Source organism: Rahnella sp. BIGb0236 (assembly GCF_004364755.1).
In the GTDB taxonomy this organism is placed as follows: Bacteria; Pseudomonadota; Gammaproteobacteria; order Enterobacterales; family Enterobacteriaceae; genus Rahnella; species Rahnella victoriana.
In genome coordinates this window covers 109495-125850 of record NZ_SOAO01000015.1, presented here as the reverse complement: position 1 = coordinate 125850, position 16356 = coordinate 109495, and the positions used below count along the sequence as shown (strand labels likewise).

Annotated in this window: 14 protein-coding genes and 1 riboswitch; of the genes, 7 read left to right on the top strand and 7 right to left on the bottom strand. The window is 54.0% G+C overall.

Features of this window, described 5'->3' with window-relative positions:
• Positions 1-190: 190 nt before the first annotated feature.
• On the bottom strand, positions 191-1072 hold the full coding sequence (murI, locus tag EDF78_RS22485; RefSeq protein ID WP_131693807.1) for a glutamate racemase: 882 nt from the start codon (positions 1070-1072) through the stop codon (positions 191-193).
• The gene (gene btuB / locus EDF78_RS22480) at positions 1017-2879 is read right to left on the bottom strand and encodes a TonB-dependent vitamin B12 receptor BtuB (RefSeq protein ID WP_133823927.1); all 1863 of its coding nucleotides are present in this window, start codon (positions 2877-2879) and stop codon (positions 1017-1019) included. The genes murI and btuB overlap by 56 nt, the downstream gene beginning before the upstream one ends.
• Before the next feature lie 70 nt (positions 2880-2949).
• Positions 2950-3209: riboswitch (cobalamin riboswitch) on the bottom strand.
• A 141-nt stretch (positions 3210-3350) separates the two neighbouring features.
• Here btuB and trmA point away from each other — a divergent pair.
• Positions 3351-4451, top strand: a complete 1101-nt coding sequence (gene trmA / locus EDF78_RS22475; protein WP_133823926.1) for a tRNA (uridine(54)-C5)-methyltransferase TrmA — start codon at positions 3351-3353, stop codon at positions 4449-4451.
• Between the two features lie 83 nt (positions 4452-4534).
• Here the strand turns inward: trmA and EDF78_RS22470 are convergent, their stop codons facing one another.
• The 4 genes from EDF78_RS22470 to fabR all read right to left on the bottom strand — a co-directional run bounded on the left by EDF78_RS22470 (position 4535) and on the right by fabR (position 8577).
• A complete protein-coding gene (locus tag EDF78_RS22470; protein ID WP_119823873.1) occupies positions 4535-5674 on the bottom strand; it encodes a glycoside hydrolase family 88 protein in 1140 nt (379 codons plus the stop codon).
• A 24-nt stretch (positions 5675-5698) separates the two neighbouring features.
• Positions 5699-7285, bottom strand: coding sequence for an MFS transporter (locus EDF78_RS22465; RefSeq protein WP_133823925.1), 1587 nt, complete (start codon positions 7283-7285; stop codon positions 5699-5701).
• 277 nt (positions 7286-7562) lie between these two features.
• Positions 7563-7922: a YijD family membrane protein gene (locus tag EDF78_RS22460; protein WP_133823924.1), complete on the bottom strand. Its 360-nt coding sequence runs from the start codon at positions 7920-7922 to the stop codon at positions 7563-7565.
• Complete coding sequence (gene fabR / locus EDF78_RS22455; protein ID WP_095924159.1) at positions 7897-8577, bottom strand: HTH-type transcriptional repressor FabR; 681 nt, start codon at positions 8575-8577, stop codon at positions 7897-7899. Before fabR ends, EDF78_RS22460 begins: the two co-directional genes overlap by 26 nt.
• A 212-nt stretch (positions 8578-8789) precedes the next feature.
• On the opposite strand from fabR, the gene sthA reads away from it, so the two are divergent.
• Entirely contained in the window at positions 8790-10190 is a 1401-nt protein-coding gene (gene sthA, locus EDF78_RS22450) for a Si-specific NAD(P)(+) transhydrogenase (RefSeq protein WP_095924158.1), read from the top strand.
• Here the strand turns inward: sthA and oxyR are convergent.
• On the bottom strand, positions 10173-11096 hold the full coding sequence (oxyR, locus tag EDF78_RS22445) for a DNA-binding transcriptional regulator OxyR (protein ID WP_095924157.1): 924 nt from the start codon (positions 11094-11096) through the stop codon (positions 10173-10175). The genes sthA and oxyR overlap by 18 nt on opposite strands.
• 160 nt (positions 11097-11256) lie before the next feature.
• Between oxyR and EDF78_RS22440 the strand changes: the two genes are divergently transcribed.
• From EDF78_RS22440 to EDF78_RS22420, 5 genes are all read left to right on the top strand, one after another.
• Complete coding sequence (locus tag EDF78_RS22440; RefSeq protein WP_095924156.1) at positions 11257-12018, top strand: glutathione peroxidase; 762 nt, start codon at positions 11257-11259, stop codon at positions 12016-12018.
• A 203-nt stretch (positions 12019-12221) separates the two neighbouring features.
• Positions 12222-13241 carry a LacI family DNA-binding transcriptional regulator gene (locus EDF78_RS22435; RefSeq protein ID WP_166654484.1) on the top strand — a complete coding sequence of 340 codons (1020 nt, stop codon included), beginning with the start codon at positions 12222-12224 and terminating at the stop codon, positions 13239-13241.
• Between the two features lie 134 nt (positions 13242-13375).
• Complete coding sequence (locus EDF78_RS22430; protein ID WP_133823923.1) at positions 13376-14764, top strand: Sapep family Mn(2+)-dependent dipeptidase; 1389 nt, start codon at positions 13376-13378, stop codon at positions 14762-14764.
• A gap of 2 nt (positions 14765-14766) precedes the next feature.
• Complete coding sequence (locus tag EDF78_RS22425) at positions 14767-15087, top strand: PTS fructose transporter subunit IIB (protein WP_131693811.1); 321 nt, start codon at positions 14767-14769, stop codon at positions 15085-15087.
• A gap of 36 nt (positions 15088-15123) precedes the next feature.
• Entirely contained in the window at positions 15124-16356 is a 1233-nt protein-coding gene (locus tag EDF78_RS22420) for a PTS fructose transporter subunit IIC (RefSeq protein WP_205948381.1), read from the top strand.

Below are 16356 nucleotides of genomic sequence, written 5' to 3'. Positions count from 1 at the left end.
ATATTACGTTTTCCCGCTGAAGAGTCAAGAGATTATTCATTCGAACATTCTTCTTTTTCTCTTCCTGTCCGGGCGACTTGTCAGTCGTTGTTCCCGGTCAGTGGAGGCGCATTATAGGGAGTTCTCAGAAGGCCGCAACCCCTAAAATACAAATAATTTACTGACCGCTGAATCTTTCATCAAATGGCGTTTAAAGCGGCAATTCCTGGATACTTCTGAAGCCATATGACTGCAAAACAGGCAGCAAACTTTGCGCCTCTGCCGTCATCGCCATGCAATAGGCGACACTCTCTATTTCAACACCGGCTTTTTTTTCTGGAATAGCGACGTGAGAAGTCTCAATTAACCAATGTGCGCGGCGGGCAATCGCAGAACCGGAGTCGATCATACGCGTGCCGTCGGGCAAAACCTGTGACAGCTCTTGCGAAAGCAACGGGAAATGCGTGCAGCCTAATACCACGGTATCCGGCGGTTCACGTAAACGCAGCCACGGATGCAGGATTTTCTTCAATGCTGCCAGTGAGACTTCTTCGCCATGCAGCTTCGCTTCCGCCAGTTCCACCAGCTCTGCCGAACCCAGCATCAGAATCTGACAATCCGTCGCAAAGCGTGCCACCAGATCATGTGTATAAGGACGCTGAACCGTCGCGCGGGTCGCCAGCAACCCGACCACTCCATTACGTGTTAATTTCGCCGCGGGTTTAATTGCGGGAACAACGCCGACAACAGGGCAATTGAATCTGGCACGTAAGGCAGGAAGAGAAACCGTGCTCGCGGTATTACAGGCGATAACAATAATAGAGAGGGGATGGCGCTTCGCCACTGCGCTGACAATCTCAACGACACGCTCAACGATAAATTCTTCAGACTTTTCACCATAGGGGAAAGCCACATTATCGAAGGCATAGATATAGTGCAGGTCCGGCAACATCTGCCGGACCTCATCATACACCGACAACCCGCCGACGCCGGAATCGAAAACCAGCACCGTCGGGCGGTCAGGAACTTGTGTGGTATCAGAAGGTATAGCTTCCAGAGAGGTAGAACTCACGTCCTGGTGTGGCATAGCCATAAGCCGTCTCGTAATCTTTATCAAACAAGTTGGCAATTCTACCACGAACCGTCAGATGTGAGGTCACAGGATATGATGCGGCGAGATCCCACAAACTGACACCACCGAGTTTAACGGTCTGATAAGGATAAGAACCGTAATCGGTATCGTAACGTTGTCCCAGATATTGATAGTTGATCGACCAGTCGATGTCGGCAATATTCCAGTCAATCTGATATTTCGCCTGTTGTTTGGCGCGACGGGCCAGAATTTCGTTGGTGGTCGCATCACGCGGGTCGAGATATTCCAGCGTAATCTGGTGTTGCAGCGGACCCGTATCGAAGGAACCTGTCCATTCCACTCCTTTAATTGTCGCTTTACCGATGTTGTAGTAAACGTTGGTCGAGTCGTCGTAATCAATCATCTGATCGATGTCGTTACGATAGACGTTCAGGCGCCAGCTAAGAGGACCGGTCAGCCCCTCCAGTCCACCTTCCCATTGCTTACTTTCTTCAGGCTTAAGATCAGGGTTGCCGCCATAGCTGCTATAAAGCTGTCCCAGATTCGGCGATTTATAGGCTGTACCGTAAGAAGCAATCAGTCGGTAGCCGTCGATGACTTCCCAGGCTGCACTGCTTTGCCAGGTGGTGTGCTGACCAAACTGCGAGTTATCGTCGCTGCGAACCGCGCCTTCCAGCGTGAAATCGCTGATTTTTTGCTGAGTGGTCAGATACACGCCGGTGTTGTGCTGGTCATAGCCATCGGCCAGATAATTGGTTCCCGGCTCGGTGGTCAGTTTCTGCCAGTCCAGACCAGCGCTGACTTCCCCTTTCCAGACCTGCAGGGTGTTACCCCATTGCACGTTGTACTGATCAGAATCATCCAGTGATGCGGAGGCGTCATACGGACCGTACTTCGGATCGTAGTTATAGTCTTTGACGTGGCTGTAGCTGCCAATTAACTGCGTCGCGTAAATGCCATTTTCATAACGCAGCCCCGTATCATAGGTACGGCTGTAAAGCTGACGGGTATCAATCAGCGCGCTGCCCGGCGAGTAATACGCATCATAAGCTGTGCGGTTATCGAAACCATAGGCACGGGCAAAGCCGCTGATCTCTTCATTGAACTGGTGTTGCAAAGCCAGATACAGCGTCTTGTTCATGAAGCCGTCACGGTCTGGCTGAGGAACGCCGCCGGTGTTGCCGTCAGCGACAACATCAATGCCACGGGTATAGGTGTAATCCCCCGCCGCCGTCAGCGTGGTGTTCTCACCCAGCTTCTGTTGCGTAGAGCCATTATAATTCTGATAACCATGGGAGCCGACACCCGCGCCGAGCGTGGTGCCGTCTTTGTCACGCGTGGTAATAATGTTAACCACACCGCCAATCGCATCGGAACCGTACACCGCAGAACGCGGGCCACGAATAAACTCAATACGCTGAACAAGAGAAATAGGGATCTGGCTGATATCGGCCGCGCCGGAAATACCGGCCTGATTAAGCCGCACGCCGTCGATTAACACCAAGGTATGGCTGGAATTGGTACCACGAACGAATAACGAAGCCTGCTGGCCCATTCCGCCGTTCTGGGCAATATCCACGCCGGGTAAACGACGCAGCACATCGGCCACGGATTTTGACTGCCATCTGTCGATATCGTCACGCGTCACCACATCGGTTGGCGCTAAAACAGAAGAAACAGGCTGTGGAAAACGGTTGGCAGTAACGACAAGATTATCGCTGCTGTTTGTGGAAGTGCTGTCTTGCGCCCACCCTGAAAAAGCCGTGACGGATAATGCCGTCAGCAGCACATGCTTTTTAATTGTCATGAATCGAGCATCCAAACTTAATTGGCGGATGCCGCAGAGGATCACCGGCGGTATTTCGCGACGACGATGATTAATGCGACGTAACATCGGCAGGTCTTCGGACTTAGGATTTGCAGGCTCATGAATTAAAAGCACCTGCACCGGGCGATGACTTCCCATCTCCGCTTCTCTCTTCCCTTTATATAAAGAGGGAAAGAAAAAGAAGAAACAGTGTCTGCATAATAAAGAATGCTATCGCCGTGATTTCCCCATACCGCTGCGCGCCAGTTCCGGATTCACACCGGATTCCCTTTTAACTCAGTCAATGAGGCCGAAGGGCAATCCTACGATCAACCCTTTTGGAAATCCAGACATCCGTAATGTCTGACGAACTTTCGCGGTATAAACACAACAAAGGTAGACATAAGGGAGACTTTCCCTACAATCCCCCGCAAAGTTTGTCCATTTACTTCCTGCCAGACGAGATAACCGATGACGCCTGAAAACCTGCCCATTGAACAATATGACGACCAGCTGGCGGAAAAGACCGCACGTCTCACGGCGATGATGTCGCCTTTTCATGCGCCGCAGCCTGACGTTTACCGTTCTCCTGTCAGCCATTACCGTATGCGCGCCGAATTCCGCGTCTGGCATGATGAAGGCGACCTGTACCACATCATGTTTGATCAGCAGACCAAAGCCCGCGTGCGTGTGGACCAGTTCCCGGCCGCCAGCGAACTGATCAACCGCCTGATGCCGGTGCTGATCGCCGCCGTGAAGCAAGATCCGGCATTGCGCCGTAAGATCTTCCAGATCGACTATTTATCGACCCGCAGCGGAAAAATCATCGCTTCCCTGCTGTATCACCGTAAGCTTGATGACGAATGGCAGCAGGCCGCCACTGCCCTGCGCGACCAGTTGCGCGCCGACGGTTTTGATATCCAGCTGATTGGTCGTGCGGCGAAAACCAAAATCATGCTCGATCAGGATTATGTCGATGAAGTGCTGCCGGTAGCGGGCCGCGATATGATTTATCGTCAGGTGGAAAACAGTTTCACCCAGCCCAATGCCGAAATGAATATTCAGATGCTGGAATGGGCGCTGAAGGCCACGGAAAACGCGACCGGCGATTTACTGGAACTTTACTGCGGTAACGGCAACTTCTCGCTGGCACTGGCGCGTAACTTCCGCCGCGTACTGGCCACAGAAATCGCCAAGCCGTCAGTGGCTGCCGCGCAATTTAACATTGCCGCAAACCATATTGATAATGTGCAGATTATCCGCATGGCGGCAGAAGATTTTACCCAGGCACTGAACGGCGTGCGTGAATTCCGCCGTTTGCAGGATGTCGATTTGAGCGGATACGAATGCAACACCATTTTTGTCGATCCGCCACGCAGCGGGCTGGATGACGAAACCGTAAAAATGGTGGCAGGCTACGACCGTATTTTGTACATCTCCTGCAATCCGGAAACGCTGTGTGCGAATCTGGAAACACTGAGCAAAACACACCGCGTGACACGTCTGGCGTTGTTTGATCAGTTCCCGTACACCCACCATATGGAATCCGGCGTTCTGCTGGAAAAAATCTGACGGACAAACGCGGAAACAGAAACGGGCACCTTTTGAGTGCCCGTTTTTATTTCAATCTCTTCTCAGCAAAAATTCAGCCCGCCTTACAAGTAGACCCGCATATATTCTGACAGACACAGGATCGCCATCGCCTGCCCGTAAGGCATCGAGGTCAGCGCAATTTCGCGATAGAAATCGAGATCATTGCCCATTGCTGTCCCGAATGAGGTTTGCGTCAGTTCCCCGGCCGGATTGATGTGCTTGATCACGCCCTGAATGGCTTTCTCCGCGACCGGCGCATAAGACGCATCGATATAACGTTTACGCACGGCTTTCAGAATGCCGTAGGCAAAACCGGCGGTTGCTGAGCTTTCAAGATAAGACTGCGGATCGTCGAGCAGCGTATGCCACAAACCGCTGTCGTCCTGACATTTCGCCAGCGCGCTGACCTGACTTTCCAGCACCTGCAATAAATAGCGACGGGTGGCGTTATTTTCCGGTAAATCCACCAGTTCGAGGAATTCCGGGATCGCGATGGTCAGCCAGCTGTTGCCACGCGCCCAGCGGGCCTGCGCAAAGTTATGATGTCCGTCGAACGTCCAGCCGTGGAACCACAGACCGGTTTCTCGATCCATCAGATACTGCACATGCATCAGGAACTGATACGTCGCTTCTTCGACAAACTCCGGACGGTCCAGCAGCTTGCCAATTTTCGCCAGTGGCAACACGCTCATCATCAGCGTGTCATCCCACATTTGCTGGTGATTTTCGTTGTTATAAACGATGTGCTGCATCGCGCCTTTATCGGTGCGCGGCATTTCATACATTACCCATTCCGCCCAGCGTTCCAGATAAGGACGCCATGCCGCATTGCCGGTTTCCTCGTAGCGATACGCCAGCGTCAGGAACGGGCTCATGGTATTGACGTTTTTGGTCGGCGTACCTTCGGCCAGACGCGCGGTAAACCAGTCATCGATCACCGCCCGCATTTTTTCGTCGCCGGTCTGCTGATAATACTGATAGATGCCATACAGCCCGATGCCGTGCGTCCATTCCCAGCCTGCCCAGCCTTTGGTATCAATCACGCGGCCATCGTCCAGTCGCAACAGGAACTCACCGGTTTTATCTTCGATATTCACCAGATTGTCTGTCACGTTATGGATCAGCGATTTCAGTTCGCTGCGTGAAATGAAATGTTCCGGCTGTCGCAGTAAGGCACTGTGTTTAACTTCAAAAACTTTCATGGCTTTCTCCTGTGAATTCAAAAATTACAAACGTCCCTGGGCCGGCATTTCAGCAGCATCTTCGCGGGTCAGCTTTTCTGGTGGCGGGTTATTGCGATGCAGATAACCGATGTTGTTATTGCCCCACAGAGATTCGTATTTCATCCCTGTCAGCATTTCGACCGTGGCACGGTCTTCCGGCGTAATTTGCTCCGGCACGATACGGTTGGCATCGCGCATTTTCTGCGTTTCGCGGGTCAGCACGCCGTGCGTTTTCTGATTAAGACGGAAGAACAGGGAAATGGTGAAACCGATACTGAGCATCAGTAAGGAGCCGATCACCAGCACGCCAAGAATGGTATGGCCGACTGCCGGTACCTGCTGGCTTTGCCCGGAAACGAATCCGGCGAGTTGTAAAATAATCCCCACCAGCATCACCGCACCCGCCTGCGAGGCTTTGCGGGTCAACGTCATCACACCGGCGAAAATCCCTTCGCGGCGCTGGCCGGTAATGGTTTCATCAACGTCAGCAATATAGGTATAGATGTTCCAGGGTACGTAGTTGATGCCACCACGTCCCAGACCGGCCAGGGCAGAGATCAGCAGCAGTAATGACATCGAATCATTCATGCCGGTGAAATACAGCACACCGTAGGAAATGGTCGCCAGCCCGAACAGGGATACCGCGAGGCGATAAGACGGTGCCGGTCCGAAGCGGATACACAGCGGGATCATGCCGATAACCGCCACGAATTGCAGAATCGCCATCATGCCCATCAGGTTGGACGCAATCGCTGCGCTTTGCATCAGCACAAACACCACGTAATAAGTGAACACGGCATTAAACACGTCCTGCGCGATATAACCGCCGAGGTATAAACCCAGATGCTGACGGAAAATTTTGATGCGCAGTGTTGAAGACAATTCCACTTTCAGACGTTTCAGGCTTTGCGCCAGCGTCAGTTGCTGACGTTCGCGTTCAATTTTCTTCGTCGCTTCAGATTTGAGCTCTTCCGGACGTTCCCAGGTAAAGAAATACACCAGCGTCAGCACGCAGGCACAGATCACCGCAAAGACCAAGCTCGAATAGAAGAAGGAGATGGCGTTATCTTTGCCGAAATGCTGCAACAAAATCCCCGGCAGGAAGGCGGCGAGAATCGCCGACAGCTGCGCCAGCGCGATACGTGCGCCAGAGAATTTGGTTTTCTGTTTGAAATCATCGGTCATCTCCGGCACCAGTGTTTCATACGGCACCAGAATCATGGTGTAGACGATATCGAACAGCAGATAAGTCAGCAGGTAGTAGACGTATCCCATGTCGCCCACCCACATAAAGCTGTAGCTGAACACACAAGGAATACCGAGCAGGATAAAGAACTTGCGTCGACCGAAACGCTTTCCGAGCCAGGTATTTCCGAAGTTATCGGTGAGATACCCCATCAGCGGACTGAGAACCGCATCAGCAACGCGCGCGGTGGCAAAAATAAAGGTCGCTTCGATGGGCGAGAGTCCGCAGAACGTGGTGTAAAAATAGAGTAACCACGCCGCGGTCAGGGCTGTTGTCCCCGCCCCCAAAAAATCGCCAGACCCGTAGGCGATATAATTAAAGAATCCGATTTTACGTGTTTTCATTGCCGACTTGCCTCTGTTAAATCACCTATAGGCGTAGGCTGAATGCGAACGACAACGTGTCGTCCGGCCATGATTCAAATTAGCGAGGAGGCAGAATGAAAACCTTTTGGTTTTTGCCACTCAAACGAACTTTATGGCAATGAAATGAAGAAGTGGGCGATCAATATCTAAATATTGAACATAGGTTTGATATTAATGAAATGACAGTTCATTAAATGAGAGCGGAATAAGAAAAGGCAATCCGAAGATTGCCTTACCAGAAGAACCGGAAATGATATTACTGCGGGGAAGACTTACGTTTTTTCAGCTTCACACCAATCCACAGCACCAGCGCCACGCAAATCAGCGCGGGCAGGAAGTTCGAACCCAGTTCAGGGTACTCCGCCCGGACAATCGCGCTGTACAGCAGCAATCCCAGCAGAAAGCAGGCCGCAGCCAGCACCGGTAATCCTTTGGGCATTTCTCCCCGGTGATAACGCACATGCAGGCAATACACCGCCAGTACCAGAGAAATAATCGGGAAAATCGAAAACGTTACGACGGAACTGAATAACACATCAAATGTGCCATTAATCGACAGCCCGGCAATCAACGCCAAAACCAGAGTGCCATTATCCTGGTTCGGTTGTTCGGTCATCTTCTTTACCTCGGGTCTTATTATTGATGGGAGTCACAGCCGTGCGTTCCTGCTGACGGCGATACCAGTAATACGCGCCCTTGGAGATCATCCGCAACTGCAGCACCAGCCGCTCTTCCAGCTGACGGCGCTGTGCGATATCCACGTCCAGCGCTTCCGCACCGGCGTTGAAAACGATGATCACCATGGCCTCAGCCTGCGCTTCGGTAAAACTGCGCGGCATGTGATTTTCGAGTTGCAGATAGTCGGCAAGTTCCGCAATAAAATGCTGAATTTCACGGGCGACCGCCGCACGGAATGCGGAAGACGTGCCGGAGCGTTCGCGCAGTAACAGGCGAAATGCGTTGGGATTATTACCGATGAATTCCATAAAGGTAGAGACGGATGTGCGGATCACACTGCCGCCTTTGGCGATACGCTGGCGCGCCTGACGCATCAGCTGACGCAGCATAAGCCCGCTTTCATCCACCATGGTCAGGCCCAGTTCATCCACATCGCGAAAATGCCGGTAAAAGGAGGTTGGCGCAATGCCTGCCTCGCGGGAAACCTCACGCAGACTCAGACTGGCAAAGCTGCGCTCGGCACTGAGCTGACTAAAAGCCGCCTCAATCAGTGAGCGACGCGTGCGCTCTTTTTGTTGTGCTCTTACGCCCATAACCTTCATCCGGATAGTGTTCTTCTTTTTGATTATTCGCCCGATATCGCTTCACTATACCAAAATTTTTCACGGTCGGAGCCAAAGATACCACAGCATAAAGTGGGTCAGAATGTTGCTGCATTACCATTAAATGACAACTGCATGTGGGGTAAATAGGTGTAATATGTTACTTTCTCGTTGTGATTTTGTATAAAAATAGGTTTCGAACTATGCAACAGCACTCACATTTTGATGCCATCATCATTGGCTCAGGCCCTGGCGGAGAAGGCGCCGCGATGGGACTGGTTAAACAAGGCGCCCGGGTTGCTGTCATCGAACGCTATAACAACGTCGGTGGCGGATGTACTCACTGGGGAACCATCCCTTCCAAAGCATTACGCCACGCCGTCAGCAGAATCATCGAATTTAATCAAAACCCGCTCTACAGCGATAACTCCCGCACAATGAGTTCCAGTTTCCCCGACATTCTGCGTCACGCCGATTCCGTTATTAATCAGCAGACCCGTATGCGTCAAGGTTTCTATGAAAGAAACCAGTGCCAGCTGTTCTCCGGCGATGCCAGTTTTGTCGATGCCAATACCATCAATATCCGTTATCCGGACAACACACACGAACAAATCACCGCAGACAACATCATCATTGCCTGCGGCTCACGCCCTTACCGCCCGGCCAATGTCGATTTCGGACATCCGCGCATTTACGACAGCGACCTGATCCTCGAACTGAGCCATGAACCGCGCCATGTGATTATTTACGGTGCGGGGGTGATCGGCTGTGAATATGCGTCGATCTTCCGTGGTCTGAACGTGAAAGTGGACTTAATCAACACCCGCGACCGCCTGCTGTCTTTCCTCGATCAGGAAATGTCAGACGCCCTGTCCTATCACTTCTGGAACAACGGGGTGGTGATCCGCCACAACGAAGAATTCGAGATGATCGAAGGCGTGGAAGACGGTGTGATCATGCACCTCAAATCCGGCAAAAAAGTGAAAGCGGATGCGCTGTTGTATGCCAACGGACGCACCGGTAACACCGATAATCTGGGTCTGGAGAACATTGGTCTGGAAGCCGACAGCCGTGGTCTGTTGAAAGTGAACAGCATGTACCAGACGGCGCTGTCACATATCTATGCGGTCGGTGACGTCATCGGTTATCCGAGTCTGGCCTCGGCCGCGTATGATCAGGGCCGTATTGCCGCGCAGGCGATGATTCAGGGGGAAGCCAAAGTCCATCTGATCGAAAACATTCCGACCGGCATTTACACCATTCCTGAAATCAGTTCCGTGGGGAAAACCGAACAGGAACTGACGGCGATGAAAGTGCCGTATGAAGTGGGTCGTGCGCAGTTTAAGCATCTTGCACGCGCACAGATTGCGGGCATGAACGTCGGCAGTCTGAAATTGCTGTTCCACCGCGACACCAAAGAAATTCTGGGTATTCATTGCTTTGGTGAACGCGCAGCCGAGATTATTCATATCGGCCAGGCCATCATGGAACAGAAAGGTGAAGGCAATACTATCGAGTATTTCGTTAATACGACCTTCAACTATCCGACGATGGCGGAAGCCTATCGCGTGGCGGCACTGAACGGCTTAAACCGCCTGTTTTAAGACGGCGGTTTTATCCATGTAAGGCTGCATGTGCTCTTTGATGGCTTCGGCGAGCTGCTCGTAACGCCCGCGCAGTGGCGAACCGGGACGGTAGACCAGCGCAATGGTGCGGCGCGGTTCCGGTTTGTCACAGGCCAGATACGTCACACCATCACGGCTGCGCTCATTGGGCACGGCCAGTGATGGCAGCAATGTGATCCCGCTGCCCGCCGCCACCATATTACGCAGGGTTTCCAGACTGGTTGCCCGGAAATGGGTATCTTCGTCCGCGCCCGCCTGGAAACAGAAACCCAGCGCCTGATCGCGCAGACAGTGCCCGTCTTCCAGCATCAGCAGTTTCTCACCGGCCAGATCGGCCATTGCCACGCGATCGCGCGATGCCCACGGATGATCGTCATAGATCGCCAGTTTCATTGGCTCATCAAACAGCGGCACTTCTATAAAAGCTTCACTCTCTTTCACCAGCGCCAGAATGGCACAATCGAGCTTTCCGCTGTCGAGCTGCGCCAGAAGCTGATGGGTTTGTGCTTCGTGCAGATACATTTCCAGTTTCGGAAAGGTTTTGTGCAGCGAAGGAATAATTTGCGGCAGCAGATAAGGCCCGACGGTCGGGATCAGCCCGATATGCATCGGCCCGGACATCGCCTCGCCCTGCTGGCTCGCCATCTCTTTGAGCACTTTCACTTCGCGCAACACCGTCCGCGCCTGATCGACCAGCAGCAGACCGGCCTGAGTGAACAACACTTTGCGGCTGGTTCTTTCCAGCAACATAACGCCCAGCTCATCTTCCAGTTTGCGGATCTGCCCGCTCAACGTTGGCTGACTGACATGGCATGAATCTGCGGCGCGACGAAAGTGACGAAACTCTGCCAGTGCCACCAGATACTCTAAATCGCGAATGTTCATTTTTCCTCCAGTCCCTATAAGGCGATGCGATAGCCGTTAACGATAGATAAGATAGCAATCAACGATTATATCTATCAACCATTATCGTGAATAATGCCTCCCAACGAAACGGCCACGCCGAAAACATATTCGATTTTATTTATTAATTAAGAGGTTATTCATGTTTGCAAGCCAGGAAGGGAAAAACGTACCGCAAGTCACTTTCCATACCCGTCAGGGCGACCAGTGGGTAGATCTCTCCAGCGATCAGCTGTTTAAAAATAAAACAGTGATTGTCTTTTCACTGCCGGGCGCGTTCACCCCGACCTGTTCATCGAGCCACCTGCCACGTTACAACGAACTGGCACCGGTGTTCAAAAGTCACGGCGTGGACAGCATTCTGTGCGTTTCCGTCAACGACACCTTTGTGATGAACGCGTGGAAAGCGGAACAGAACGCCTCCAACATTACCTTCATTCCGGACGGTAACGGCGAGTTCACCAAAGGCATGGACATGCTGGTGGAAAAAGCCGATTTAGGTTTCGGTCCGCGCTCATGGCGTTATTCCATGCTGGTGCGCAACGGCGTGGTGGAAAAGATGTTCGTTGAGCCAAACAAACCGGGCGACCCGTTTGAAGTGTCTGACGCCGACACCCTGCTGAAATATCTGGCACCAGAATTTAAAGTGCAGGAATCGGTTTCCGTGTTCACCAAACCGGGCTGTCCGTTCTGTGCGAAAGCCAAACAAATGTTGCAGGAACGCGGCATTCAGTACGAAGAAATTGTATTAGGTAAAGACGCGACCACCGTCTCTCTGCGCGCCGTAACGGGCCGGGCGACAGTACCGCAAGTCTTTATCGGCGGACGCCACATCGGGGGAAGTGACGATCTGGAAGTGTACCTCCACTCAGAAACACAAGACGTGTGCGAAGTGGCACAGTAACGTCGATAAGACTCTGCTGTAAGAAGTAAGACAAGAAGTCCCTGCATTATCGACAAAAAGAAGCAAAGTAAGACTACGTGAACTTTCGGCGGACTTCGGGTCCGCCTTTTTTATTTAACAATCCCCTTCTGAGATCGCCCACCCTGTTTTCCTGCTCTTCTCCTGCAACACTTTGCGGTTGTTTCATGGCGAATGGCGGAACGATGACAGCGCAAAAACCCCGCAACAAAATTACGCAGCAAGATGTCGCCCGTCTGGCGGGGGTGTCCGTTTCGGCGGTATCACTGGTGCTCGGCGGCAAAGGCCGTATTTCCCCGCAAGGGGTAGCGCGAATTTATCAGGCCATCGAACAACTGGGATATCAGTTGCCTGCCACCGCCGTCCCCGCCTCTTTGCCACGCATTGGCCTGTTACTGCCGCATGACTGCGATTTTTCCGCCGCGTTACTGCCGGCGCTGGCGAAAACCCTGCAACAGGCCGGTTTTACCCTCGCACTTTCTTATGTCGATTTGCACCCTTCGCGGTTACTGGCTCAGGCCGGAACGCTTCTGACACAGGACATCTGCGGCATGCTGGTGTGCGGGAGGCTGCTCAACGATAACCCCGATGTGTTGCAGGCGCTGAGTTCACGCGCTGACGCCCGTCACATCGCCCTGACCGGGATCAGCGCCCATCATCATCCGGGTCCGGTTGCCGCCGTCCATCCGGACAATGCGCTGGCGGCACATCAGGCAACGGACGCCCTGCTTAAGCAACAGCATAAACATATCGCGTATCTCGGCGGCGAAAACCATTCGCTGGTACGCGCCGAAAGACTGGGCGGGCTTTCCGTGGCGCTGGGTAAAGCGGGCGTGGCCTTTTCACCGTCGCTCAGCCTGCCCTGCGCCGCCACCTTTGCGGATGCCTCCCGCGCCGCCGAACAGTTACTTAAACAGCACCCCAAAATCTCGGCAATCCTGTGCGATAACCCGACGGTTTTGCAGGCGGCGCATCACACGCTGCTTAGCGGAACACAGGCACACCGCTGGCGGCTGTTTTCACGGCGCATCGCCCTGACCGGTTTCGGCGAATGTGAGTCATCCCTGAAACTGCAATTGCCGGTGATTGCCGCCCGTCACCGCACGCTGGCCCGTCGGGTGCTGGAATGCCTGCAACATCAGCTGGACGGCAACACATTATTGCCCGGCGATCCCCGCCTGACGGTGCCTGCCGTCTTCCTTTAACCTGTCCGGCAGGCAGGTAAAAAAAATCGGCGAAAAATTTTACCCGTTTTATTTATCATTCCTGACCCGCGCCTTTTGACGCTTTTTCCACCACCGCTGATGCTGTATCCAGGTTTTTCACAGGGTCAGGGTCAATGATCGACTTCTCAGCACACGCCCGGGATCGGGCCACGCAGTTCCTCACATTACTCGCGCAATGGGTGGCTATCCCTTCGCCTTTCGACGCGGACAGCCGGCAGCCCGACGCCCCCTTTGGCCGCGGCATTGCCGATGCGCTGCACTGGTGGCAGACCCTGGGCGACAACGCCGGGCTCGCGACCCTGAATGTCGATCACCATGCCGTGCATATCGAATACGGCAGCGGCGACGAGATCGTGTATGTCTTTGGTCACGCCGATGTCGTGCCTGCCGGTGACGGCTGGCATTTCCCGCCCTATCAGCTGTCCCGTCTGGGCGACAAACTGATTGGTCGCGGCGTCGTGGATGACAAAGGCCCGATGATCGCCGCCTGGCTGGCGCTGGATATTCTGCGCGAGCTGAAACTGCCGCTGGCGCGCCGGATCCGACTGGTGGCGGGCGGCAACGAAGAAACCGGCTTCCGCTGTATCCGCCGGTATTTTGAATCGCAGCCGCAACCGGCATTTGCCTTCACGCCGGACGGAAAATTTCCGGTGATCTACGGTGAAAAAGGCTCGCTGCTGGTCAGGCTGACGTCGCCGGTTGCACAGACCGGGCTGAACGTGGCCTGCGGCAACGTCGTGAACACCATTCCTGATGTCGCGCATCTGCGTGGCCTTTCACTTTACTCCGGCGGATGGACACTGGCGGACGGTTTTACGCTGCTGGCGGAACCGGCCTGCGCCGATCACTGGCAGTTGTATGGCCGTGGCGGCCATTCATCTAAACCGGAACAATGCCTGAATCCCATCACCGCCACGGCGCAGTTACTGCATCAGCGATTCAGCAGTCACTGGACGCAGCAACTTTGCGACATCACCGACGCGACAACCGGCCAGAACGGCGTGCGGTTTGCCTTGGATACCCCGGGCGAATGCGGTCAGATCCTGCTGGTGCCGACGGTACTGAACATCGGTAACGGGCAGATGACACTGACGCTCAACGTGCGCTATCCCGAGAATCTCAGCACAGAAGAGATTACCGCCAGCCTGACACGCTGGCTTCGCGGCTGGCCCGCAAGCCGTATTGATATTGAGCCGGTCAAACCGCCGGGCTTTTATCCGCCAGACAGTGCGCTGGTGCAGACGCTGCATGAGATTTACACCCGCCACACCGGCGATCACCACCATCCTTCCCGCACCACCGGCGCAGGCAGTTACGCCAGCGCGATGCAAAACGCCGTGATCTTCGGCTGTGAGTTTCCTGACGGCTCTTCCGGCAATACGCATGGTGCGGACGAATACGGCAGTTTGTGCCGCTTTATCAGCGCGACCGGCATGTACGCCGAAGCGCTTTACCGGCTGGCAAACCTGCCCGCCGCCACCCCAGAAAAACGAGGTATCTGAAAATGTCTGCAAAAAAACTGATTGCGCTGTGCGCCTGCCCGATGGGACTGGCTCATACCTTTATGGCTGCCGAAGCCATTGAAGTGGCCGCCCGTGAACGCGGTTATGAGGTGAAAGTTGAAACACAGGGTGCCGACGGCATCCAGAACGAACTGACAGCGGAAGACATCGCGCAGGCCACGGTGATCATCCACGCCACCGGTATCACGCCGCAAAACATCGAGCGGTTTAATGGCGTTGAAGTGTATGAAGTCGAGCTGAAAGACGCCGTAAAAAACGCGGGCGGACTGATCGACGAAATCGAAGAAGATCAGCGCCAGTAATTCCACATTTGCTTTTTTAAGCGCAAGGAGTTCCCCGTGACGATAAGAAAAAGAGTCATCAACACCGGTCACAGTCAGGCCACAGAGACACCGGCGGCACCCGCAGGCAAAGGCCAGAGCCATGCCTGGAAAGAGTTCAGCAAACACATCATGACCGGCATTTCCTACATGATCCCGGTGCTGATTATGGGCGGTCTGATCGGCGCACTGTCGCAAATCATTCCTTATGTTTTTCTGGGTATGTCGCCGGATGAGTCGATCATGGCGGCGCTTAACAGTGGTCGTTTCAGCGGCAGTTCGGTGTGGATGCTGCAAATCGCCAGCATCATGGAAAGCTTTGGTTTCACGCTGTTTGGCTTTGCGATACCGATGTTCGCGGCGTTTACCGCCAACTCTATCGGCGGGAAAACGGCACTGGCGGCGGGCTTTATCGGCGGCTATGTGGCGATCAAACCGGTGGCTGTTCCGGCGCTGGTCGGCGGAGAATGGGCTGCCGTCGCGCCGGTCGCTTCCGGCTTCCTTGGTGCGATCGTGATTGCGTTTGTGGTCGGCTATTTCGTTCGCTGGCTGAATAACACCATCAAACTGCCGCACAACTGGCTGGCCTTCAAAACCACATTCTTCATCCCGCTGATTTCCGCCATTATGGCGATGTTGCTGATGGTATTCCTGATCACGCCGGTCGGTGGCTGGCTGAACACGCTGATCAAAGAAGCCTTGCAGGCCGCCGGCGCGGCAGGCACCTACTTCTACGCCACCTTACTGGCGGCGGCGACGGCGTTTGACCTGGGCGGTCCGGTCAACAAAGCGGCAGGGTTTGTGGCGCTGGGCTTCACCACCGAAAAAGTGCTGCCGATCACCGCGCGCTGTCTGGCCATCGTGATCCCGTCGTTTGGCCTGGGGCTGTCAACGGTCATCGATAAATGGCTGGTTGGCCGCCGTGTTTACGACCGCCAGTTCAATCAGATTGGCCGCACCGCGATTTTCCTCGGCTTTATGGGCATTTCCGAAGGGTCGATTCCGTTTGCACTGGAACGTCCGGGGTTTGTCATTCCGGTGTACGTCATCGGTGCCATTATCGGCGCGCTGCTTGGGGTTTCGCTTGGTGCGGTGCAATGGTTCCCGGAATCCGCTATCTGGGCATGGCCGCTGATCAGCAACATTCCGGCTTACCTGACCGGTCTGATCGCAGGTTCGCTGTTTATCGCCGTCACCTGCGTGTTCTACCGTAACCGCCTGATCAAAAAAGGCTTACTCGAGATCGCCTGA

What these genes read in the sequence shown, in the direction of transcription:
- murI (WP_131693807.1), bottom strand. Translation starts at nt 1,072, where the DNA reads ATGGCTATGCCACACCAGGACGTGAGTTCTACCTCTCTGGAAGCTATA.
- EDF78_RS22435 (WP_166654484.1), top strand. Translation starts at nt 12,222, where the DNA reads ATGACAGCGCAAAAACCCCGCAACAAAATTACGCAGCAAGATGTCGCC.
- btuB (WP_133823927.1), bottom strand. Translation starts at nt 2,879, where the DNA reads ATGACAATTAAAAAGCATGTGCTGCTGACGGCATTATCCGTCACGGCT.
- fabR (WP_095924159.1), bottom strand. Translation starts at nt 8,577, where the DNA reads ATGGGCGTAAGAGCACAACAAAAAGAGCGCACGCGTCGCTCACTGATT.
- oxyR (WP_095924157.1), bottom strand. Translation starts at nt 11,096, where the DNA reads ATGAACATTCGCGATTTAGAGTATCTGGTGGCACTGGCAGAGTTTCGT.
- EDF78_RS22425 (WP_131693811.1), top strand. Translation starts at nt 14,767, where the DNA reads ATGTCTGCAAAAAAACTGATTGCGCTGTGCGCCTGCCCGATGGGACTG.
- EDF78_RS22465 (WP_133823925.1), bottom strand. Translation starts at nt 7,285, where the DNA reads ATGAAAACACGTAAAATCGGATTCTTTAATTATATCGCCTACGGGTCT.
- sthA (WP_095924158.1), top strand. Translation starts at nt 8,790, where the DNA reads ATGCAACAGCACTCACATTTTGATGCCATCATCATTGGCTCAGGCCCT.
- EDF78_RS22430 (WP_133823923.1), top strand. Translation starts at nt 13,376, where the DNA reads ATGATCGACTTCTCAGCACACGCCCGGGATCGGGCCACGCAGTTCCTC.
- trmA (WP_133823926.1), top strand. Translation starts at nt 3,351, where the DNA reads ATGACGCCTGAAAACCTGCCCATTGAACAATATGACGACCAGCTGGCG.
- EDF78_RS22440 (WP_095924156.1), top strand. Translation starts at nt 11,257, where the DNA reads ATGTTTGCAAGCCAGGAAGGGAAAAACGTACCGCAAGTCACTTTCCAT.
- EDF78_RS22460 (WP_133823924.1), bottom strand. Translation starts at nt 7,922, where the DNA reads ATGACCGAACAACCGAACCAGGATAATGGCACTCTGGTTTTGGCGTTG.
- EDF78_RS22470 (WP_119823873.1), bottom strand. Translation starts at nt 5,674, where the DNA reads ATGAAAGTTTTTGAAGTTAAACACAGTGCCTTACTGCGACAGCCGGAA.